The sequence below is a fragment of the Microbacterium protaetiae genome (assembly GCF_004135285.1).
Taxonomy (GTDB): Bacteria; Actinomycetota; Actinomycetes; order Actinomycetales; family Microbacteriaceae; genus Microbacterium; species Microbacterium protaetiae.
Window position 1 is genome coordinate 1,644,266 of sequence record NZ_CP035494.1, and the last position, 15,798, is coordinate 1,660,063.

A 15,798-nucleotide genomic window follows, 5' to 3' on the forward strand; every position below is an offset into this window, starting at 1 on the left:
AGGATCTCATGACCATGCACGACAGCCCCCGCGTTCTCATCTCAGGCGCCGGCATCGCCGGCCTCGCCCTTGCGCTGCAGCTGACCCGGCACGGCGTGCCCACCACGGTCGTCGAGCGCGCGCAGGCTCCACGTCCCGGTGGGCAGGCCGTCGACCTGCGCGGCGCCAGCCGCGAGGTGGCCGAGCGCATGGGCCTGATGGCCGGCATCGAGCCGCGCCGACTGCACGAGAAGGGGCTCGCCTATGTCGATGGCCGCGGTCGCGTGTTCGGCCGCATGTCGATGGAGTCGTTCGACGGCAACGGAGCGGTCGCCGAGATCGAGATCGCCCGGGGCGACCTCGCCGAGGTGCTGCGGGGCGAGCTGACCGCGGCCGCCGCGGCCGCCCCCGGCCTGCTCGACCTGCGCTTCGGCGACAGGATCATCGCGCTCGCCGACGCCGACGCCGACGCCGACGCTGACGCCCACGACGGCGCCGACGCCCACGCTGACGCCGACGCCAACGCCAACGCGAACGCCAACGCCGCCGACGCCGACGCCGACGCCCACGCCGACGCCGCCCACGGCGTGGATGTCACGTTCGAGCACGGCGCACCGGCACGCTTTGGCGTCGTGGTCGGGGCCGACGGCGTGCACTCGGCGACGCGGCGCCTCGCCTTCGGGCCCGAGGAGGAGTTCGTGACCGGCCTGGGCGGATACGCCGCCTTCTTCACGATGCCCACGCCCGCTGACATCGAGCCGGGATGGTTCGCGATGCGTTTCGTGCCGGGGGCGACCCTCGGCATTCGTCCCGACCTCGATCCCGCCACGGCCAAGGCGATGCTCACGCTGCGTGTCGACCGTGATCCGGCGCTGCGCGGCGACCGAGCCCGGCAGCAGGCGCTCATCAGCGGCTTGCTGCGCGATGCCGGGTGGCACGCGCCCGAGGTGATCGCGGCGATGGATGCGGCATCCGACTTCTACTTCGATGAACTGCTGCGCGTCGACATGCCGAGCGTGGTCAAGGGACGTGTCGTTCTGCTCGGCGACGCGGCGTCGTGCGGCTCGCCCATGACCGGCATGGGCACCGCGACAGCCCTGATCGGCGCATACCTGCTCGCCGAGCGGATCACCGGGTCGGAGGGGAATGTCGCCGCCGCCCTGCGTGCATATGACGCCGATATCGCGCCCTTCGCCGAGATCGGCAAGAAGATCCCCGGGGGCGGCATCGCTCGCATGGTGCCGGCCAGCCGTGCCGCCGCAGCGATGTCGCGGGCGATGACCGGGCTCATGCTGTCGCGGCCGCTGCGTCCGCTGGTGCGGCGCATGTTCGCCGCAGGAGCAGAGGGACCGGCCCTGCCCGTCGGGCTGACGGCAGACGTTGCAGCCGGCGACGTCCGCGTCGCGCGGTGAGGGAGTCCCGACATCCACCCCACGAGCCACGTGCGTCTCGCTAGCATCGGGGACGGGGAATGCGAAAGGGGAGCGCGTGGCCTACGACCCGGAACGGGAGTGGCCGTTCCTCGCCCGCGACGCCGAGCTGAACATGCTCACGAGCGTGGTCGAGGCGGGCCTGCGCGAGCCCGGCGCGCCCTCGGGCGCCGTCATCGTCGCGGCGCCCGGCGTGGGAAAGACGCGCCTCGCGCGAGAGGTCGCCGCCGTCGCGGGCGAGCGCGGCATCCCGACGCTGCGGGTCGTCGGCACGCGTGCGACGAGCCAGACGCCCTACGCCACCGTCGCGCATCTGACCCCCGATGTCGTGCCGGAAGGGGATGCCGCAGCTCACTATCGCGCGGTGGCACATGCGCTGCCGCGCGATCCGCGCCCGATGCTCGTCGTCGACGATGCACATCTGCTCGACGCCGGCAGCGCTGCCCTCGTGCTGCACGTGGCGCTGACCGGGGCCGCCACGGTGATCGTCACGGCGCGCCGCGGCATCGAAGTCCCCGATCCGATCACCGCGCTGTGGGCCGACGGGCTGGCGGTGCGCGTCGACCTGCAGCCGCTGTCGATCCGTGAAGCCGGTACTCTGCTGTGCGCCGCCCTCGGCGGACACGTCACCGCTGTCACGGTGCACCGGCTCGCCGAGATCTCGGCCGGAAACATCCTCTATCTGCGCGAGCTCGTGCGCGCGGCCATAGCGTCGGGTGCCCTGTGCGAGAGCGGCGGCGTGTGGACGTGGGACGGCACCGTCGTCGTCGGCGACAGGCTCGTGGATGCCGTGGGTCGGCGCCTGGGCGGACTGTCGGCCGACGATCGCATCGCGCTGACGCGCCTGGCCGTGGGTGAGCCGCTCGCACTGTCGCTGGCCGAGGACGTCGCCGGCCCTGCCGCCTTGGCGCGTCTGGAGGCATGGGGACTCATCCGGTTCGACGACGGCGCGTGCCGGCTCGCGCATCCGCTGTTCGGCGACGTGCTGCTGACCGAGCAGGGGCGGGCGGCCAGCCGTGCCGCGCTGCGGACGGTCGTTGACGCCGCCGAGCGGCTCTTTCCCGGAGAAGACCTGCTGCGCCGCACCACCTGGCGCCTGCAGACCGGAATGACCCCGCCCGCCGATGAACTGCTGCAGGCGGCGCGGCTGGCGCTCGCGGCATTCGACGTCGACCGGGCGGCGGGACTGGCCGAGGCCGCCCTCGATGGCGGCGTGCGTGCCGACGCTGAGGCACGGGTCATCCTGGCCGGGGCCTGGAACCGGCAGATGCGGTTCGCCGACGCCGCCGACCAGCTGGCCCGCGCCGAAGGCGATGTGCTCGCCCACGGCTCGGCCGCACTGCGACGGGAATGGCTCGACGCGAGCATCGTCGCCGTGCACCAGGGCCTCGGCCGCAGTGGCGACGCGGAGTGCCTGCTCGTGCGCGCCGAATCGGCGCCGGCAGCGACATCCGACGACTGCCGACTGGCCAGATCGATGCGGGCCAACATCCTCGTCGACGACGGACGACTCGACGAGGCCATCGCGCTCACGCGTTCGGTGCTGGACGAACACGCGCCGCCCGACTATGCGGCAGTGGTCGCGGCATCCTCTCTCGGCGAAGCCGAAGCGCTGCGCGGGCTCACCCGCAGTGCGCGCGACGCGCATCGGGTGCTGTATCGTCTGCGCGATGCCGGGGTTCCCGAAGCGCAGCGGGCGGGCGATTATGCGGGGCTGCAAGAGCTGATGTGCCAGATGCTCGAGGGGCACGCCGACAGCGCCGCCGCCATCGCCGAGGACATGTATCGGATGCTCGTGGCCGGGCACGAGCACACGACCGTCGGGCTCGGGGCACTTGTGGCGGGCAAAGCGCAGCTGCTGCAGGGGCGGCTGGCGCTTGCCGCCGAGAGCATGCGCGACGCCGTCGACCTCTTGCGTCGCACCGATCTCGACGGCGCACTGCCGTGGGCACTGACCATCCTCGCGCAGGCCGAAGCCCTCGGCGGCCGTACGGAGGCGGCCATCGAGGCGCTCGCCGAAGGTCGCCGCCTGCACCGCGACCCGGTACCGGCGCGGTCGCGGTACGACCTCGCCCTCGCCGAGGTGCGCGTGCGCGCGGCCACCGGCGATCGCAGCGGTGCCGCCACCGTCGCAATGGATGCCGCAGAGGGACCGGAACTGGCCGAGTTCGGGGTGTACCGCGCGCAGTTGCTGCACGCCGCGGTGCGCCTGGGCGCCGACGCCGCTCGCCTCGCACCGGCGATGGCCGAGCTCGCCGCTGACGTCGAGTCTGACCTCGTTGCGCTGCTGGCCGATGTCGTCGTGGGCCGCGCGACGGTGGATGCGGGGGTGGTGGCCCGGGCGGGAGATCGATTCGAAGAGCGCGGCATGCGGCTCGAGGCGATGGATGCCGCCGGTGAGGCCGCTCGACTGCTGGCCGAGCAGGGGCGGGATGCCGCAGCCCGGCGGCAGCGCGCGCGGGCGACGCGCCTGGCGGCGCAGTGCGGTTTACCGCACGGGGCGCCGAATGTGGCCGGGGCCGGGACCGGGGCCGGGGCCGGGGCAGAGCTCAGCCGACGTGAACGCGATGTCGCGATGCTCGCTGCCGACGGGCTCAGCAACGCGGCGATCGCCGAGCGCCTGGTGGTGTCGGTGCGCACGGTCGAGTCGCACTTGTACCAGGCCTTCGGCAAGCTCGGGGTGCAGCGTCGCGAGGAGCTGGCGGCAGCCCTGCGGCACTGAGCCGCCAGGCACAGAAAAACCAGTAGTCGACTACTGAGGCACCCGGTGCCGTGCCGGTCTACCGTGAGTGATCACAGCGGCGGTCTCCGAGTGGGGAATTGGGGCCGCGCCGGCGGAACCGGAAGGAACGCGATGTCGGTCTTCGATGCCAGCGCCCACCCTCGCGGCTCCGCGGAGGGGACGGGCCGGGACCGACGACGCGACTCGAGTGGCACGCGGAGCGCGGGGGAATCCGCCGACACCGCATCGTCGAGCCCCGTGCTCGCACAGACAGCGGGGGACTTGGCGCTGATCGCCGAGCTTCCCGACGCATCGGCGGTCGCACTGCGGCTGCGCCGCTCCGGACACCCCGACACGACGATCGCGGTGGCGCTGGGCATCCCGATGCAAGCGGTGCCGGTCACCCTCAGCATCGCGCAGGCCAAGCTCGACGCGCTGCGCCGCGAGGCGTGAGCCGCGGTGCAGGTGCGGCGTCCCTCCCGCCCACCGCGGGCGGCGTGTTCGGTTCGCAGGATGGTTTGGTGATCCCGGGCGTGTCGCCCGGCGTGTTGGCAGGTTCCGGACAGATCATCCTGCGAACGGAACGGGATGCCGCGGCAGGCCGCCCGCGAGGGCTCGATTCGGCGCGCGTCTGCGGCACCCCTCGCCCACCTCGGGCGGGGTGTTCGGTTCGCAGGATGGTTTGGTGTTCCCGGGCGTGTCGCCCGGCGTGTTGGCAGGTTCCGGGCAGATCATCCTGCGAACGGAACGGGATGCCGCGGCAGGCCGCCCGCGAGGGCTCGATTCGGCGCGCGCCTGTGGCGCCCCTCGCCCACCTCGGGCGGGGTGTTCGGTTCGCAGGATGGTTTGGTGATCCCGGGCGTGTCGCCCGGCGTGTTGGCAGGTTCCGGACAGATCATCCTGCGAACGGAACGGGATGCCGCGGCAGGCCGCCCGCGAGCCGGTCAGGCCTCGCCTACCGCGGGCGGCCACTGCACGTTCAGGCCCGGCACCTCGTGTTCACGCAGGAAATGCCGCACGAAGGGACACAGCGGAATGACGGTCTGACCGCGGGCCGCGGCATCCCGCAACGCCTCATCGACGAGCAGGGTGCCAACGCCCTTCTCGCGGAACGCCGGGTCGATGACCGTCTCGGGAAAGCGCACGAGTCCCGGGGAGACCTGCTCGAAATCGGCGTAGCCACCGAGCACGCCGTCGACGTCGATCTCGTAGCGGCTGCGCTCGTCGTTGCGGCGGACGGTCAGCTGTGGCTCAGGCATCGGGCCAGTCCACCTGGAGGCCGTCGACATCGTTCTCGCGGAGGTACTTCTGCGCGACCGGGCACAGCGGAACGACGGTCTCGCCGCGCGCGGAGATGTCGGCGAGCGCACCCGCAACGAGTGCGCCGGCTAGGCCCTGCCCGCGATACGACGGGATGATCACCGTGTGCGGCAGGCGCAGCCGCCCATCGCCGTCGGGATGGATTTCGGTGAAGCCAGCCAATTCGCCGTCCACCGACAGCGTGTACCGGTCGTTCTCGTCGTCGCGCTCGACGGTCGTTTCTGCCATGTGCGGATTCCTCTCGTCGTCACCCCCAACGTACGGGGCGGGCGCAGTGTTCCGCGAGCGGCTCAGTGGTGGAACAGCCGCAGCCCGGTCTGCACGCGGTCGATGCCGAGCTCGCGGGCAGCGGCCTCGACCTCGTCGGCGCGGGTCGACCCGCCCGGCTCGACGATCGTGGTGACTCCGAACTCAGCGGCATGGTCGACGTTGTCGCGGAAGGGCAGGAAGCCGTCCGAGACCATCGTGACCCCGGTCAGCTCGCGCGTCCACGTGTCGCGCCACAGCGGTTCGTCGTACGCCACGCGTGACTCGTCGCCGAACAGTCGGCCGAACTCGTCGAGCTGCAGACGGGTCATCTCGTGCCCCGCGAACCGGATCTGCCAGTTCAGCCGGTCCTGCCGCTTCATGCCTTCGACCACGGGCAGATCGCGCACCAGCGGGTGCCGGCGCAACCACCATACGCGCGCCTTGGAGCCGGCCAGCCGCACGCAGTCGACGCGGTTCTGCTGGCCGGCGCCGATGCCGATCGCGGCGCCGTCCTTGACGAAGACGACCGAGTTCGACTGCGTGTAGCGAGCCGCTGCCATACCGACCAGGGCGTCTTCGCGCACGCGCTGGTCGAGCCCTGTGGGCAGGACGGCGGCCAGGTCCGCGGCATCCCGGTCCTGAATCAGCGTCGCGCCCAGCACATCGCGGCGCTCACGGGCCGGCGGCTCGGCTGCCGGGTCGGCCTCGAACACGAGAAAGGCTCCGCCGCGCTTGGCTGAGAGCACCTCGAGCGTGCCCTCATCGAAGCCCGGCGCGATGACGGCGTCGCAGATCATCGTGCGCAGGAACTCGGCGGTGGCTGCGTCGACCGCGCGGGAGAGGGCTATCACGTCTCCGAACGACGATTTGGGGTCAGCATCCCGTGCCCGCACGTATGCGGAGAGCAGACCGTCGGCCGCCTGAAGACCCCAGGTCTCGCGCGCCGTGTCGTCGACCGGGCCGGCAACGGCCGCGCCGGCGGGCGAGACGTGCTTGAAGGATGCCGCAGCCGGCCGACCCGTGAGGGCATCGGCCTGGCGCACCAGGGCGTAGGCGTTGAGGGCGTCGAGGTAGTTGATCATCGACGGCGCACCGTTTCGCACGGCCGGGCCGCCGGTCACCTCGGCTGCCTGGTGCGGATTCATTCCATAGCGCATGGGCGTACTCCCGATCAGGTTTCGATGGGCACCCAGGCGGGCGATGCCGGTCTTGCTGCGCTCCCTGCCGGTGAATCCGGCCACGCCAGTCGCGATTACAGGGTACTCCGCGACCGAGAGCGGCCCTGAGACAGTCGGTCTCGGCGCGCGGCGGTTCAAAAGTCAGCCCATCCGTGCGGTCGCGGCATCCGCACCCCCGGAATCATGCGGGCGGCAATGTGCGCTGCGACGAAATCGGCTGAGTTCTGAACGCCCTAGCGCGATCACCTGGGCTGCTGCGAGCCCCCGGGCCGCCGCGCGATCAGCTGGAGCTGCCGGACGAGCCGCGCCCGCCTGGCAGACTCGAGGGGTGAACCCCTCGTTACTCGACCGCGTGCGCGGCGCCGATGCCGACGCCGTCTACGACGGGTTCGTCGCCTGGGCGGGTGAGCGTGGGCTCACCCTCTACCCGGCGCAGGACGAGGCCGTCATCGAGCTGGTGTCGGGCTCGCATGTCATCCTGTCAACGCCGACCGGAACCGGCAAGTCGCTCGTGGCCATCGCCGCGCATGCGGCGGCCGCGGCATCCGGTCGCCGCACCTTCTACACCGCGCCGATCAAGGCGCTGGTCAGCGAGAAGTTCTTCGCGCTGGTCGAGATCTTCGGCGCCGAGAACGTCGGCATGGTCACCGGCGATTCGTCGGTCAACCCCGACGCGCCGATTGTGTGCTGCACGGCCGAGATCCTCGCGAACATGGCGCTGCGGCACGGCGCGACCACACCGGTCGACCAGGTCGTGATGGACGAGTTCCACTTCTACGGCGACCCTGACCGCGGGTGGGCGTGGCAGGTTCCCCTGCTGCTGATGCCTGGCGCACAGTTCCTGCTGATGTCGGCGACGCTCGGCGATGTGACGGCGCTCGCTGAAGACCTTGAGCGCCGCACCGGGCGACCGGTCGCACAGGTCACGGGCGTCGAGCGCCCGGTGCCGCTGCACTTCTCGTACGAGATCCGCCCCGTGCACGAAGTGCTCGAGCTGCTGCTGAAAGACGGCGAGGTGCCGGTCTATATCGTGCACTTCTCGCAGGCGGCCGCCGTCGAGCGTGCGCAGGCGCTGTCGAGCATGAAGATCGCCACGCGCGAGCAGCGCGACGCCATCGCCGAGGCCCTCGGCGACTTTCGCTTCTCGACCGGGTTCGGCAAGACGCTGTCGCGCATGATCCGGGCGGGCATCGGCATCCACCACGCCGGTATGCTGCCGCGGTACCGACGGCTCGTCGAAACGCTCGCCCAGCGCGGACTTCTGCGCGTCATCTGCGGCACCGACACCCTCGGCGTGGGCATCAACGTGCCGATCCGCACGGTCGTGGTCACCGAGCTCGCCAAGTTCGACGGCACCCGGATGCGGCAGCTGACCGCCCGCGAGTTCCATCAGGTCGCCGGCCGGGCCGGGCGCGCCGGCTACGACCCGTACGGAAACGTCGTGGTCATGGCGCCGGAGTGGGAGATCGAGAACGCCGCGGCACTCGCGAAGGCCGCCGACAACCCCGCCAAGCGCAAGAAGATCGTGCGTAAGAAGGCGCCGACCGGGGCGGTGAACTGGGGCAAGGGATCGTTCGAACGACTGGTGGATGCCGCGCCCGAGGCGCTCGTGCCGCAGCTGCAGTTGTCGGCGGCCATGCTGATAAACATCATCGCGCGCGGCGGCGATGCGTTCGCGAACGTGAGATCGCTCGTGTTCAACAATCATCAGACGCGCGCGCAGCAGTTCGCGCTCGCGCGCCGGGCGCTGGCGATCTTCCGCACGCTGCGCGACGCGGGAATCGTCGAGGTCTCAGGCGGCAGCATCCACCTCACCGTCGATCTGCAGCCGAACTTCGCCCTGAACCAGCCATTGTCGCCGTTCGCGCTGGCCGCCATCGAGCTGCTCGATCCCGACGATGGGGTGGATGCTGCGGGCAGCGGCCACTACGCGCTCGATGTGGTGAGCGTCATCGAGGCGACGCTGGATGACCCGCGGGCGATCCTGGCGCAGCAGGAGCATAAGGCACGCGGCGAGGCCGTTGCTGCCATGAAGGCCGACGGTCTCGAGTACGAGGCGCGTATGGACGCGCTCGAAGAGGTCAGCTACCCGAAGCCGCTGGACGAGCTGCTGCGTCAGTCGTTCGAGGTGTTCGCGTCGAGCCAACCGTGGGTGCGCGACTTCGAGCTGTCGCCCAAGTCGGTGGTGCGCGACATGTTCGAGCGGGCCATGTCATTCTCTGAGTTCGTCTCGTTCTACCAGTTGGCCCGCAGCGAGGGCCTCGTGCTGCGGTACCTCTCTGATGCCTACCGAGCGATCCGGCAGACCGTGCCGCTCGAGGCCCGCACCTCGGAGCTGCTCGACGTCATCGAGTGGCTCGGCGAGCTCGTGCGGCAGGTCGACTCGAGCCTGGTCGATGAGTGGGAGCAGCTCGTGCACCCGCTCGCGGCCTCCGACGAGCCCGTGGTGCCGCCCGCGCCGCCCTCGGTTGTGGCCAACCATCGCGCGTTCACGGTGCTCGTGCGCAACGAGCTGTTCCGGCGGGTGCAACTGGCCGCGCTGCAGCGTGATGACGAGCTCGTGGCCTTGGACCCGGATGCCGGGTGGCCCGGCGTGCTCGACGCGTATTTCGCCGAGAACGACGAGATTCTGACGGGCGGATCCGCGCGCTCGCCGCGGCTGTGCGCGATCGACGAGAGTGCGACCGAGTGGCGGGTCGAGCAGACGATCGACGATCCCGCCGGCGACCACGATTGGCGCATCCGTGCCACAGTCGATCTGGAGGCATCGGTGGATGCCGGAGCCGCCGTCGTGCGGGTCGTCGAGGTCGTGCGGCTGTAGCCACGGATGCCTCTCAGCGGGCATCCCACTCGCCCGGCCGCGGCTGACGGCGGCGGGCCCCGGCATACAGGCGGTCCCACGGGTAACGGCCGCGCGGATCGGTGTAGGTCAACTGCAGCAGGGGCACCGACGCCTCTGCAGGGCGCTGATAGTGGCGGTTCGCGCCGAAGGCGATGTAGCCGGGGTTCGGCACTTGCTCGATGACGATCTGCCGGTCCCAGCAGGGAAGCTCGAGAGTCTCGCCCGGGGTGAGGCGAGCTCCGTCGAGCACGAGCCGCGCGGCGGAATTGAGCACGGACGAGACGGTGGGCATCCCGAGGCCGACGACGACCAGTTCCGGATGCGCGATGCCGAACAGCCCGATCGTATAGCCGAACGGCATCTTGGACTCTGTCGTGCACGGACAGCCGGGAACGGCACAAGCGCCGATGCCGATCAGTTGCAGACAGACGCCGTGGCGCCGGATAGTGTCGGCGACGTGCGCGTCGTCTTGATCGAGCCAGGCGCGCTCGGCGGGAGTGGGGATGGTGGACATGGAGCCGTTCCTCTCATAGGGATGTGTCGAGGGCACGTGCTGAGAACGGTAGTGCGCGGCTCGGACACCGCCGCGCAGTTATCCACAGGCACGACGTCGGCCCGGCATCGTGCGTACCGATGTGGCACGGCCGCTCCCACGGATGACTCGTCGCTGCACGGCATGATGGTGCGGTGCCGCGTCGCCACTCACCATCTGATTCGCCTGGCGGTTCAGATGGTGAGTGCGCGCAGGGAAGTCCAGGCGGCCCACCGGAACGTGCCCCCGGATGACGCGACGGGCATCGGGCCGCGGCATCTCGTATCGCGCCGCGGCATCCCGCATTGTCACCCGAGACCGCCCGGCCACCCGATCCTGCAGGCTCAGCTGAGCCCCGGGGCGATGACGACGCCCGGCTCGCCGAAACAAGGGATCTCCGTCGAGACAAGGGGCTATGCCCTCTGTCTCGGCGCGAATCCCCGGTCTCGGCGCGATTCCCCGGTCTCGGCGCGGTTCCCCGGTCTCGGCGCGGGTGCGGGCTCGATAGGCTCACGCCGTGGTGAAAGTGCTCGGCATCGACGTCGACGGTGCTCTCGTGGCCCGGTGGCGTTCGTGGCTCATGCCCGAGCAGCAGCCGTTCGTCGTGCCGGCTTCGGTGGCCCGAGAACGCGGGCTCGTCGATCAGCGCGCGGAGCTCTCCCTCGAGGTCGCTGACGCGTTCGAGCTCTACGGCGTCACGCGCGACGACGCGATCGTTCTCTTCGACCGCAGACAGGCGCGGACGTTGCCGGCAGGGGTCCGTCGCGCGCGTGTGCATCGTTGGCCGACGCGGGATGCCGCGGCCGACACCGGGCGGACGATTCGGTACGTCGAGCGTGGCCGGACTCCCAGTCGCCACACCGAGGTGCGGTCATGGCCGATACCCGGCGCACGTGAGCTGGCGGGCACGTTTCCGGCCGGCAGCGGGCCGAACTGCTTCGGCACGGTGATGGAGGCCGCCGGTGTCACCGGCGCGGCCGGGGAGTGGATGCAGATCGAACCGTTCGACGCGTGGGCCGCGGCATCCACTCGCCCCGGAGGTCGGGACGATCAGCCGGGCACCGTGCTGATCTGGCGGACGACCGACGGCACGCCAGCGCATGCCGCCGTGACTCTCGGTGACGGGTGGGCGCTTAACAAGGCGTCGCAGGGGTGGATGTCGCCGGCCCAGGTGCTGCCGGTCCGTGAGGTGATCCACCGGTCGCGGTATCGCGGACTGCGGCTCGAGCGCCGGCTACTGGTCTGAGCGCGGCGGGTTGTTCATGAACTCGATGCGGATGCCGTTGTCGTCTTCGACGAAGGACGCGTAGTAGCGGTCGGTGAATCGCGGGTACAGCTTCGGATCGCGCACCACTGTCCACCCGGCACCGGTCGCGATGTCGTGCAGCCGGTCGACCTCGGCGCGGGAGCCGACCTCGAAGGCCAGATGCTGCCAGCCGACGCGGCCGTGCACGTGCGGGCCGCTGTCGGGCTCGCGGGCGGGCAGCAGGATGAACTCGGGCTCGCCGTCGCGCTGCCAGCTCGTGTCGTTCTCGCGGTCGTGTCGGTCGAAGCCGAGCGCCCGCATCACGGGATCGAACTGCTCGCGTGCACGATCGATGTCGGCGACGGAGAGCCCGAGGTGATCGAAGATGAGCATGCCGGCGAGTCTAGGAGCAGGTCCTGACACTCACCAGGTGCGGCGGATGCCGGCCTTGGTGCCGGCGACCAGCGTGCGCGCCGGAACGTCCTCGGCGACGATCGCACCGGCGGCGATAACCGAATCCCGCCCGATCGTCACTCCCGGCAGCGCTCGGCCGAGGATCTGCGCGAACAGCCGGGCCTTTCCCACCTCGTCGTCGAACGGCATGACGTTCAAGCGCGAGGCGAGCGCGGTGACCTCCAGGACCCGCTCCGACATCGCTGTGAACTCGGGGCTGTGGATGCGCATGAGGAAGTCGTCCGGCATGTTCCGATCGTGCCACCGCCGAGAGTCGGATCTGCGGCCTGTGGGCAGCAGAGCGGTCGTGTCGTCGGTCGCGGCTAGCCTGGACGAGTGAGTACTCCCGCCGGTGATCCCTACGCAGACGCGACGTGGGTGCCCGACGACGTGCCGCCCGATGAGTGGGCACCGCCGGAGGACGACGAGTGGATGGCGCAGCCTGACGACGCGCCCGAGGGCGTTTCGTCTCGCTTCGCTCGCTTAAGGACCGAATCTTCCGGCCGCCCGGGAGCAGGCGCCGACCCGCTCACGGTGCTGCACGAGGTGTACGGGTACGACGCGTTCCGCGGCGAGCAGGCGGCGATCGTCGAGCAGGTCGTAGGCGGCGGCGACGCCGTCGTGCTCATGCCCACCGGCGGCGGCAAGTCGGTCACCTACCAGGTGCCCGCGCTCGTGCGCGAAGGCACCGGCCTCGTCGTGAGTCCCCTCATCGCGCTCATGCACGACCAGGTCGAGGCCCTCATCGCGAACGGCGTGCGGGCCGCCTTCCTGAACTCGACGCAGACCTCGCCCGAGCGCGCCGACGTCGAGCGTGCCTACCTCTCCGGTGAGCTCGACCTGCTCTACGTCGCGCCCGAACGACTGAACCTGTCCCAGACGACGGCGCTGCTGCAGCGCGGGCGGCTCAGCGTGATAGCGATCGACGAGGCGCACTGTGTGTCGCAGTGGGGCCACGATTTCCGCCCCGACTATCTCGCCCTCGGCGACCTGGGTGAGCGATTCCCCGGCGTGCCGCGCATGGCGCTGACGGCGACGGCGACCCGCGAGACGCATCGTGAGCTGACCGAGCGCCTGCACCTGCCCGAGGCCAAGCATTTCGTGGCCAGTTTCGACCGGCCCAACATCCAGTACCGCATCGAGCCGAAGGTCGACGCACGCCGGCAGCTGGTGCAGTTCATCCGCACGATGCCCGAGGGGTCGGCCGGCATCGTCTATGCCCTGAGCCGCAAGAGCGTCGACGCGACGGCGGAGTATCTGCGCGGACAGGGCATCGACGCACTCGCGTACCACGCGGGGCTGGATGCCGCGGTCCGGGCGCGGCACCAGTCGCGGTTCCTGCGCGACGACGGCGTCGTCATGGTCGCCACGATCGCGTTCGGCATGGGCATCGACAAGCCCGATGTGCGCTTCGTGGCACACATCGACCTGCCCAAGTCGGTCGAGGGCTACTACCAAGAGACCGGCCGCGCCGGCCGCGACGGCGAGCCGAGCGTCGCGTGGATGGCCTACGGCCTGGGCGATGTCGTCCAGCAGCGCCGCCTCATCGACGCTTCCGAGGGTGACCGCACGTTCAAAACCCGGCTGGGTCAGCACCTCGACGCCATGCTCGCCCTGTGTGAGACGGTGGGATGCCGCCGCCAGAACCTGCTCGGATATTTCGGACAGGCATCCGAGCCGTGCGGCAACTGCGACACGTGCCTGCAGGCGCCCGAGACCTGGGACGGACTCGTGCCGGCGCAGAAGCTGCTGTCGACCATCGTGCGCCTGCAGCGCGAGCGCGGGCAGGCGTATGGGGCCGGGCACCTCATCGACATCCTGCGCGGGGCCTCGACCGAACGCATCGTGCGATTCGGCCACGACAAGCTCGCCACCTACGGCATCGGCGCCGACCTGAGCGACCAGGACTGGCGCAGCGTCGTGCGGCAGCTGCTCGCGCGCGGCATCCTCGTGGCGACGGGGGAGTATGGCACTCTCGCCCTCGGCGAGGCCGCGGGCGGTGTGCTGCGCGGCGATACCGATGTGCCGTTGCGGCGCGATGTGCTCGGGCGCGGCGGGTCGCGGTCGAGCGGGCAGGCGCGCAAGGCGTCGGAGGCCGTGGCCCCGGGCGACCAAGACCTCTTCGAAGCGCTGCGCACCTGGCGCGGCGGTGTCGCGCGCGAGCAGGGGGTGCCGGCCTACGTGGTCTTCAACGACGCGACGCTGCGCGCGCTCGCCGAGCACCGGCCCGCGTCGATCGATGAGCTCGACGGCATCACCGGCATCGGCGCGAAGAAGCGCGAGGCCTACGGCGAGGGCGTGCTCGAGGTGATCGCCGCGCAGGGCTGAGGGGCGCTCGCTGCTGCCGCATCTTTGCCCACGCGCGGCTCAGTCAGGTTGCCTTCGGTTGTCTCGTCTCACGGAGACTGCGGCAGAGCGCCCTCGCGGGATATGGCGGGATTGTCCCGCCGCGCGCCGTATTGGCGTTGGAGTTCCGCGTAAGCGGCGGCATGACACACATAACGGCGCTCGAGTTCGCCGGCGCAGCAACAACCGGCAACGCCTTGACCGTGGTGTCGCGCTGCCGAATCAATAGGAGCACGAGGCGGCCGTTCGGGGCACTGCCTGCGTATTCACCGTTCGAAGGAGAAGTTGGATATGAGACAACGCATTCCCAAGGGCATTCGTCGATCTATGTACGTCGGTATGGGGGCCATGCTCGCCGTCGGGCTGATAGCGCCTACTGCCGCCACCGCGGACGATGAGCTGCCATGGATGGACACGACCCTTTCCGCTGATGCGCGTGCGGACCTGCTCATCGATGCGATGAGTCTTGATCAGAAGTTCCAGCAGATCGCGATGAAGCCGGTTGCCAACACGAACATCCCTGGTTGCGATTTCTCCAGCGGTGGCCGTCATGTCGAAGGAATCCCCGAGCTGCAGATCCCGACCTTGCGGATGACAAACGGCCCGTTCGGCGGCGGTGACTGCGCCGTCGCGCCGACGTCGACGGGCTTGACAAGCGCGCTCACCGTCGCCTCGTCGTTTGACCCGAATGTCTCCACAGCGTGGGGTGACATCATCGGCGAAGAGACACGGGCAAGCGCTCACAACGTGCTGCTGACGCCGGGAATCAATCTCGGCCGTGTCGCCAATGCGGGTCGAAACTTCGAGTACTTCGGCGAGGACCCCTATCTCGCCGGTGTCATGGCCACTGCGCAGGTCAACGCCGTGCAGAGTTGGGGTGTGCAGTCGGTCGCGAAGCACTTTGCGGCCAACGAGCAGGAGACCGGGCGGAACACGATGGACACCATCGTCGACGACGAGACCATGCACGAGCTGTACCTTCTGCCGTTCGAGATGACGATCCAAGAGGCCAATCTGGCCTCGGTGATGTGCTCGTACCCCCATCTGAACGGCGTCTATGCGTGTGAGAGCGAAGAGTTGCTCACGGACTGGCTGCGCGACGACCTCGGCTTCGAGGGATACGTCATGTCAGACCGTGGCGCGACGCACAGCACCGCGCCGGCACTCACCGCCGGGCTCGATTTGGAGTTCGCGAGCCCGAGATGGTTCACGCCGCAACTTCTTACCGCAGCACTCGACGCCGGCACCATTGAGGTCGCAGACATCGATCAGGCATTGGACCGCCGATACACCGTCATGTTCGAGCTCGGTCAATTCGACGACCCGATCAATTCGCTCACCCCGATCGACTATGACGCCAACGGCAAGAAGATTCGGTCCATCGGCGAGCAGGGAAGTGTTCTACTCAAGAACGACGGCCACACCCTTCCCCTCGACTCCGGTCTGAGTTCGGTCGCGCTCATCGGTACTCCGACGTTCGCAGGGTAGGCAAAGTTCAACT

Annotated in this window: 13 protein-coding genes and 1 riboswitch; of the genes, 7 read left to right on the forward strand and 6 right to left on the reverse strand. The window is 70.0% G+C overall.

Translation table 11 applies throughout. The features are described 5' to 3' along the window. Window positions 1-8: 8 nt before the first annotated feature. The 3 genes from ET475_RS07680 (at window position 9) to ET475_RS07690 (ending at window position 4,584) form a co-directional block, all read left to right on the forward strand. Window positions 9-1,391: an FAD-dependent monooxygenase gene (locus ET475_RS07680; protein ID WP_129388149.1), complete on the forward strand. Its 1,383-nt coding sequence runs from the start codon at window positions 9-11 to the stop codon at window positions 1,389-1,391. A 76-nt stretch (window positions 1,392-1,467) separates the two neighbouring features. After that, window positions 1,468-4,131, forward strand: coding sequence for a LuxR C-terminal-related transcriptional regulator (locus tag ET475_RS07685; RefSeq protein WP_129388152.1), 2,664 nt, complete (start codon window positions 1,468-1,470; stop codon window positions 4,129-4,131). Between the two features lie 258 nt (window positions 4,132-4,389). After that, the gene (locus tag ET475_RS07690; RefSeq protein ID WP_129388155.1) at window positions 4,390-4,584 is read left to right on the forward strand and encodes a hypothetical protein; all 195 of its coding nucleotides are present in this window, start codon (window positions 4,390-4,392) and stop codon (window positions 4,582-4,584) included. Window positions 4,585-5,075: 491 nt separating this feature from the next. Here ET475_RS07690 and ET475_RS07695 read toward each other — a convergent pair whose 3' ends face one another. The 3 genes from ET475_RS07695 to ET475_RS07705 form a co-directional block, all read right to left on the reverse strand. After that, a complete protein-coding gene (locus ET475_RS07695) occupies window positions 5,076-5,390 on the reverse strand; it encodes a GNAT family N-acetyltransferase (protein WP_129388158.1) in 315 nt (104 codons plus the stop codon). After that, entirely contained in the window at window positions 5,383-5,679 is a 297-nt protein-coding gene (locus tag ET475_RS07700; RefSeq protein WP_129388160.1) for a GNAT family N-acetyltransferase, read from the reverse strand. Before ET475_RS07700 ends, ET475_RS07695 begins: the two co-directional genes overlap by 8 nt. A 62-nt stretch (window positions 5,680-5,741) precedes the next feature. Then, window positions 5,742-6,857 (reverse strand): 5-aminoimidazole-4-carboxamide ribonucleotide transformylase, encoded by a 1,116-nt coding sequence (locus ET475_RS07705; RefSeq protein WP_129393780.1) that lies wholly within the window; start codon window positions 6,855-6,857, stop codon window positions 5,742-5,744. A 23-nt stretch (window positions 6,858-6,880) separates the two neighbouring features. Then, window positions 6,881-6,960: riboswitch (ZMP/ZTP riboswitch) on the reverse strand. A gap of 246 nt (window positions 6,961-7,206) precedes the next feature. Here ET475_RS07705 and ET475_RS07710 point away from each other — a divergent pair. Further along, window positions 7,207-9,699, forward strand: a complete 2,493-nt coding sequence (locus ET475_RS07710; RefSeq protein ID WP_207205438.1) for a DEAD/DEAH box helicase — start codon at window positions 7,207-7,209, stop codon at window positions 9,697-9,699. A 13-nt stretch (window positions 9,700-9,712) separates the two neighbouring features. On the opposite strand, the gene ET475_RS07715 is transcribed toward ET475_RS07710, so the two are convergent. Beyond that, window positions 9,713-10,234 carry a DUF4262 domain-containing protein gene (locus ET475_RS07715; protein ID WP_129388164.1) on the reverse strand — a complete coding sequence of 174 codons (522 nt, stop codon included), beginning with the start codon at window positions 10,232-10,234 and terminating at the stop codon, window positions 9,713-9,715. A 535-nt stretch (window positions 10,235-10,769) separates the two neighbouring features. Between ET475_RS07715 and ET475_RS07720 the strand changes: the two genes are divergently transcribed. Continuing rightward, the gene (locus ET475_RS07720) at window positions 10,770-11,498 is read left to right on the forward strand and encodes a hypothetical protein (protein WP_129388166.1); all 729 of its coding nucleotides are present in this window, start codon (window positions 10,770-10,772) and stop codon (window positions 11,496-11,498) included. On the opposite strand, the gene ET475_RS07725 is transcribed toward ET475_RS07720, so the two are convergent. Further along, window positions 11,487-11,891, reverse strand: coding sequence for a VOC family protein (locus tag ET475_RS07725; protein WP_129388169.1), 405 nt, complete (start codon window positions 11,889-11,891; stop codon window positions 11,487-11,489). The genes ET475_RS07720 and ET475_RS07725 overlap by 12 nt on opposite strands. A gap of 30 nt (window positions 11,892-11,921) precedes the next feature. Then, window positions 11,922-12,200, reverse strand: coding sequence for a hypothetical protein (locus tag ET475_RS07730; protein WP_129388172.1), 279 nt, complete (start codon window positions 12,198-12,200; stop codon window positions 11,922-11,924). 87 nt (window positions 12,201-12,287) lie between these two features. On the opposite strand from ET475_RS07730, the gene recQ reads away from it, so the two are divergent. Beyond that, window positions 12,288-14,279, forward strand: a complete 1,992-nt coding sequence (gene recQ, locus ET475_RS07735; RefSeq protein ID WP_129388175.1) for a DNA helicase RecQ — start codon at window positions 12,288-12,290, stop codon at window positions 14,277-14,279. Between the two features lie 309 nt (window positions 14,280-14,588). Then, entirely contained in the window at window positions 14,589-15,785 is a 1,197-nt protein-coding gene (locus ET475_RS07740) for a glycoside hydrolase family 3 protein (protein WP_129388178.1), read from the forward strand. Window positions 15,786-15,798 lie beyond the last annotated feature (13 nt).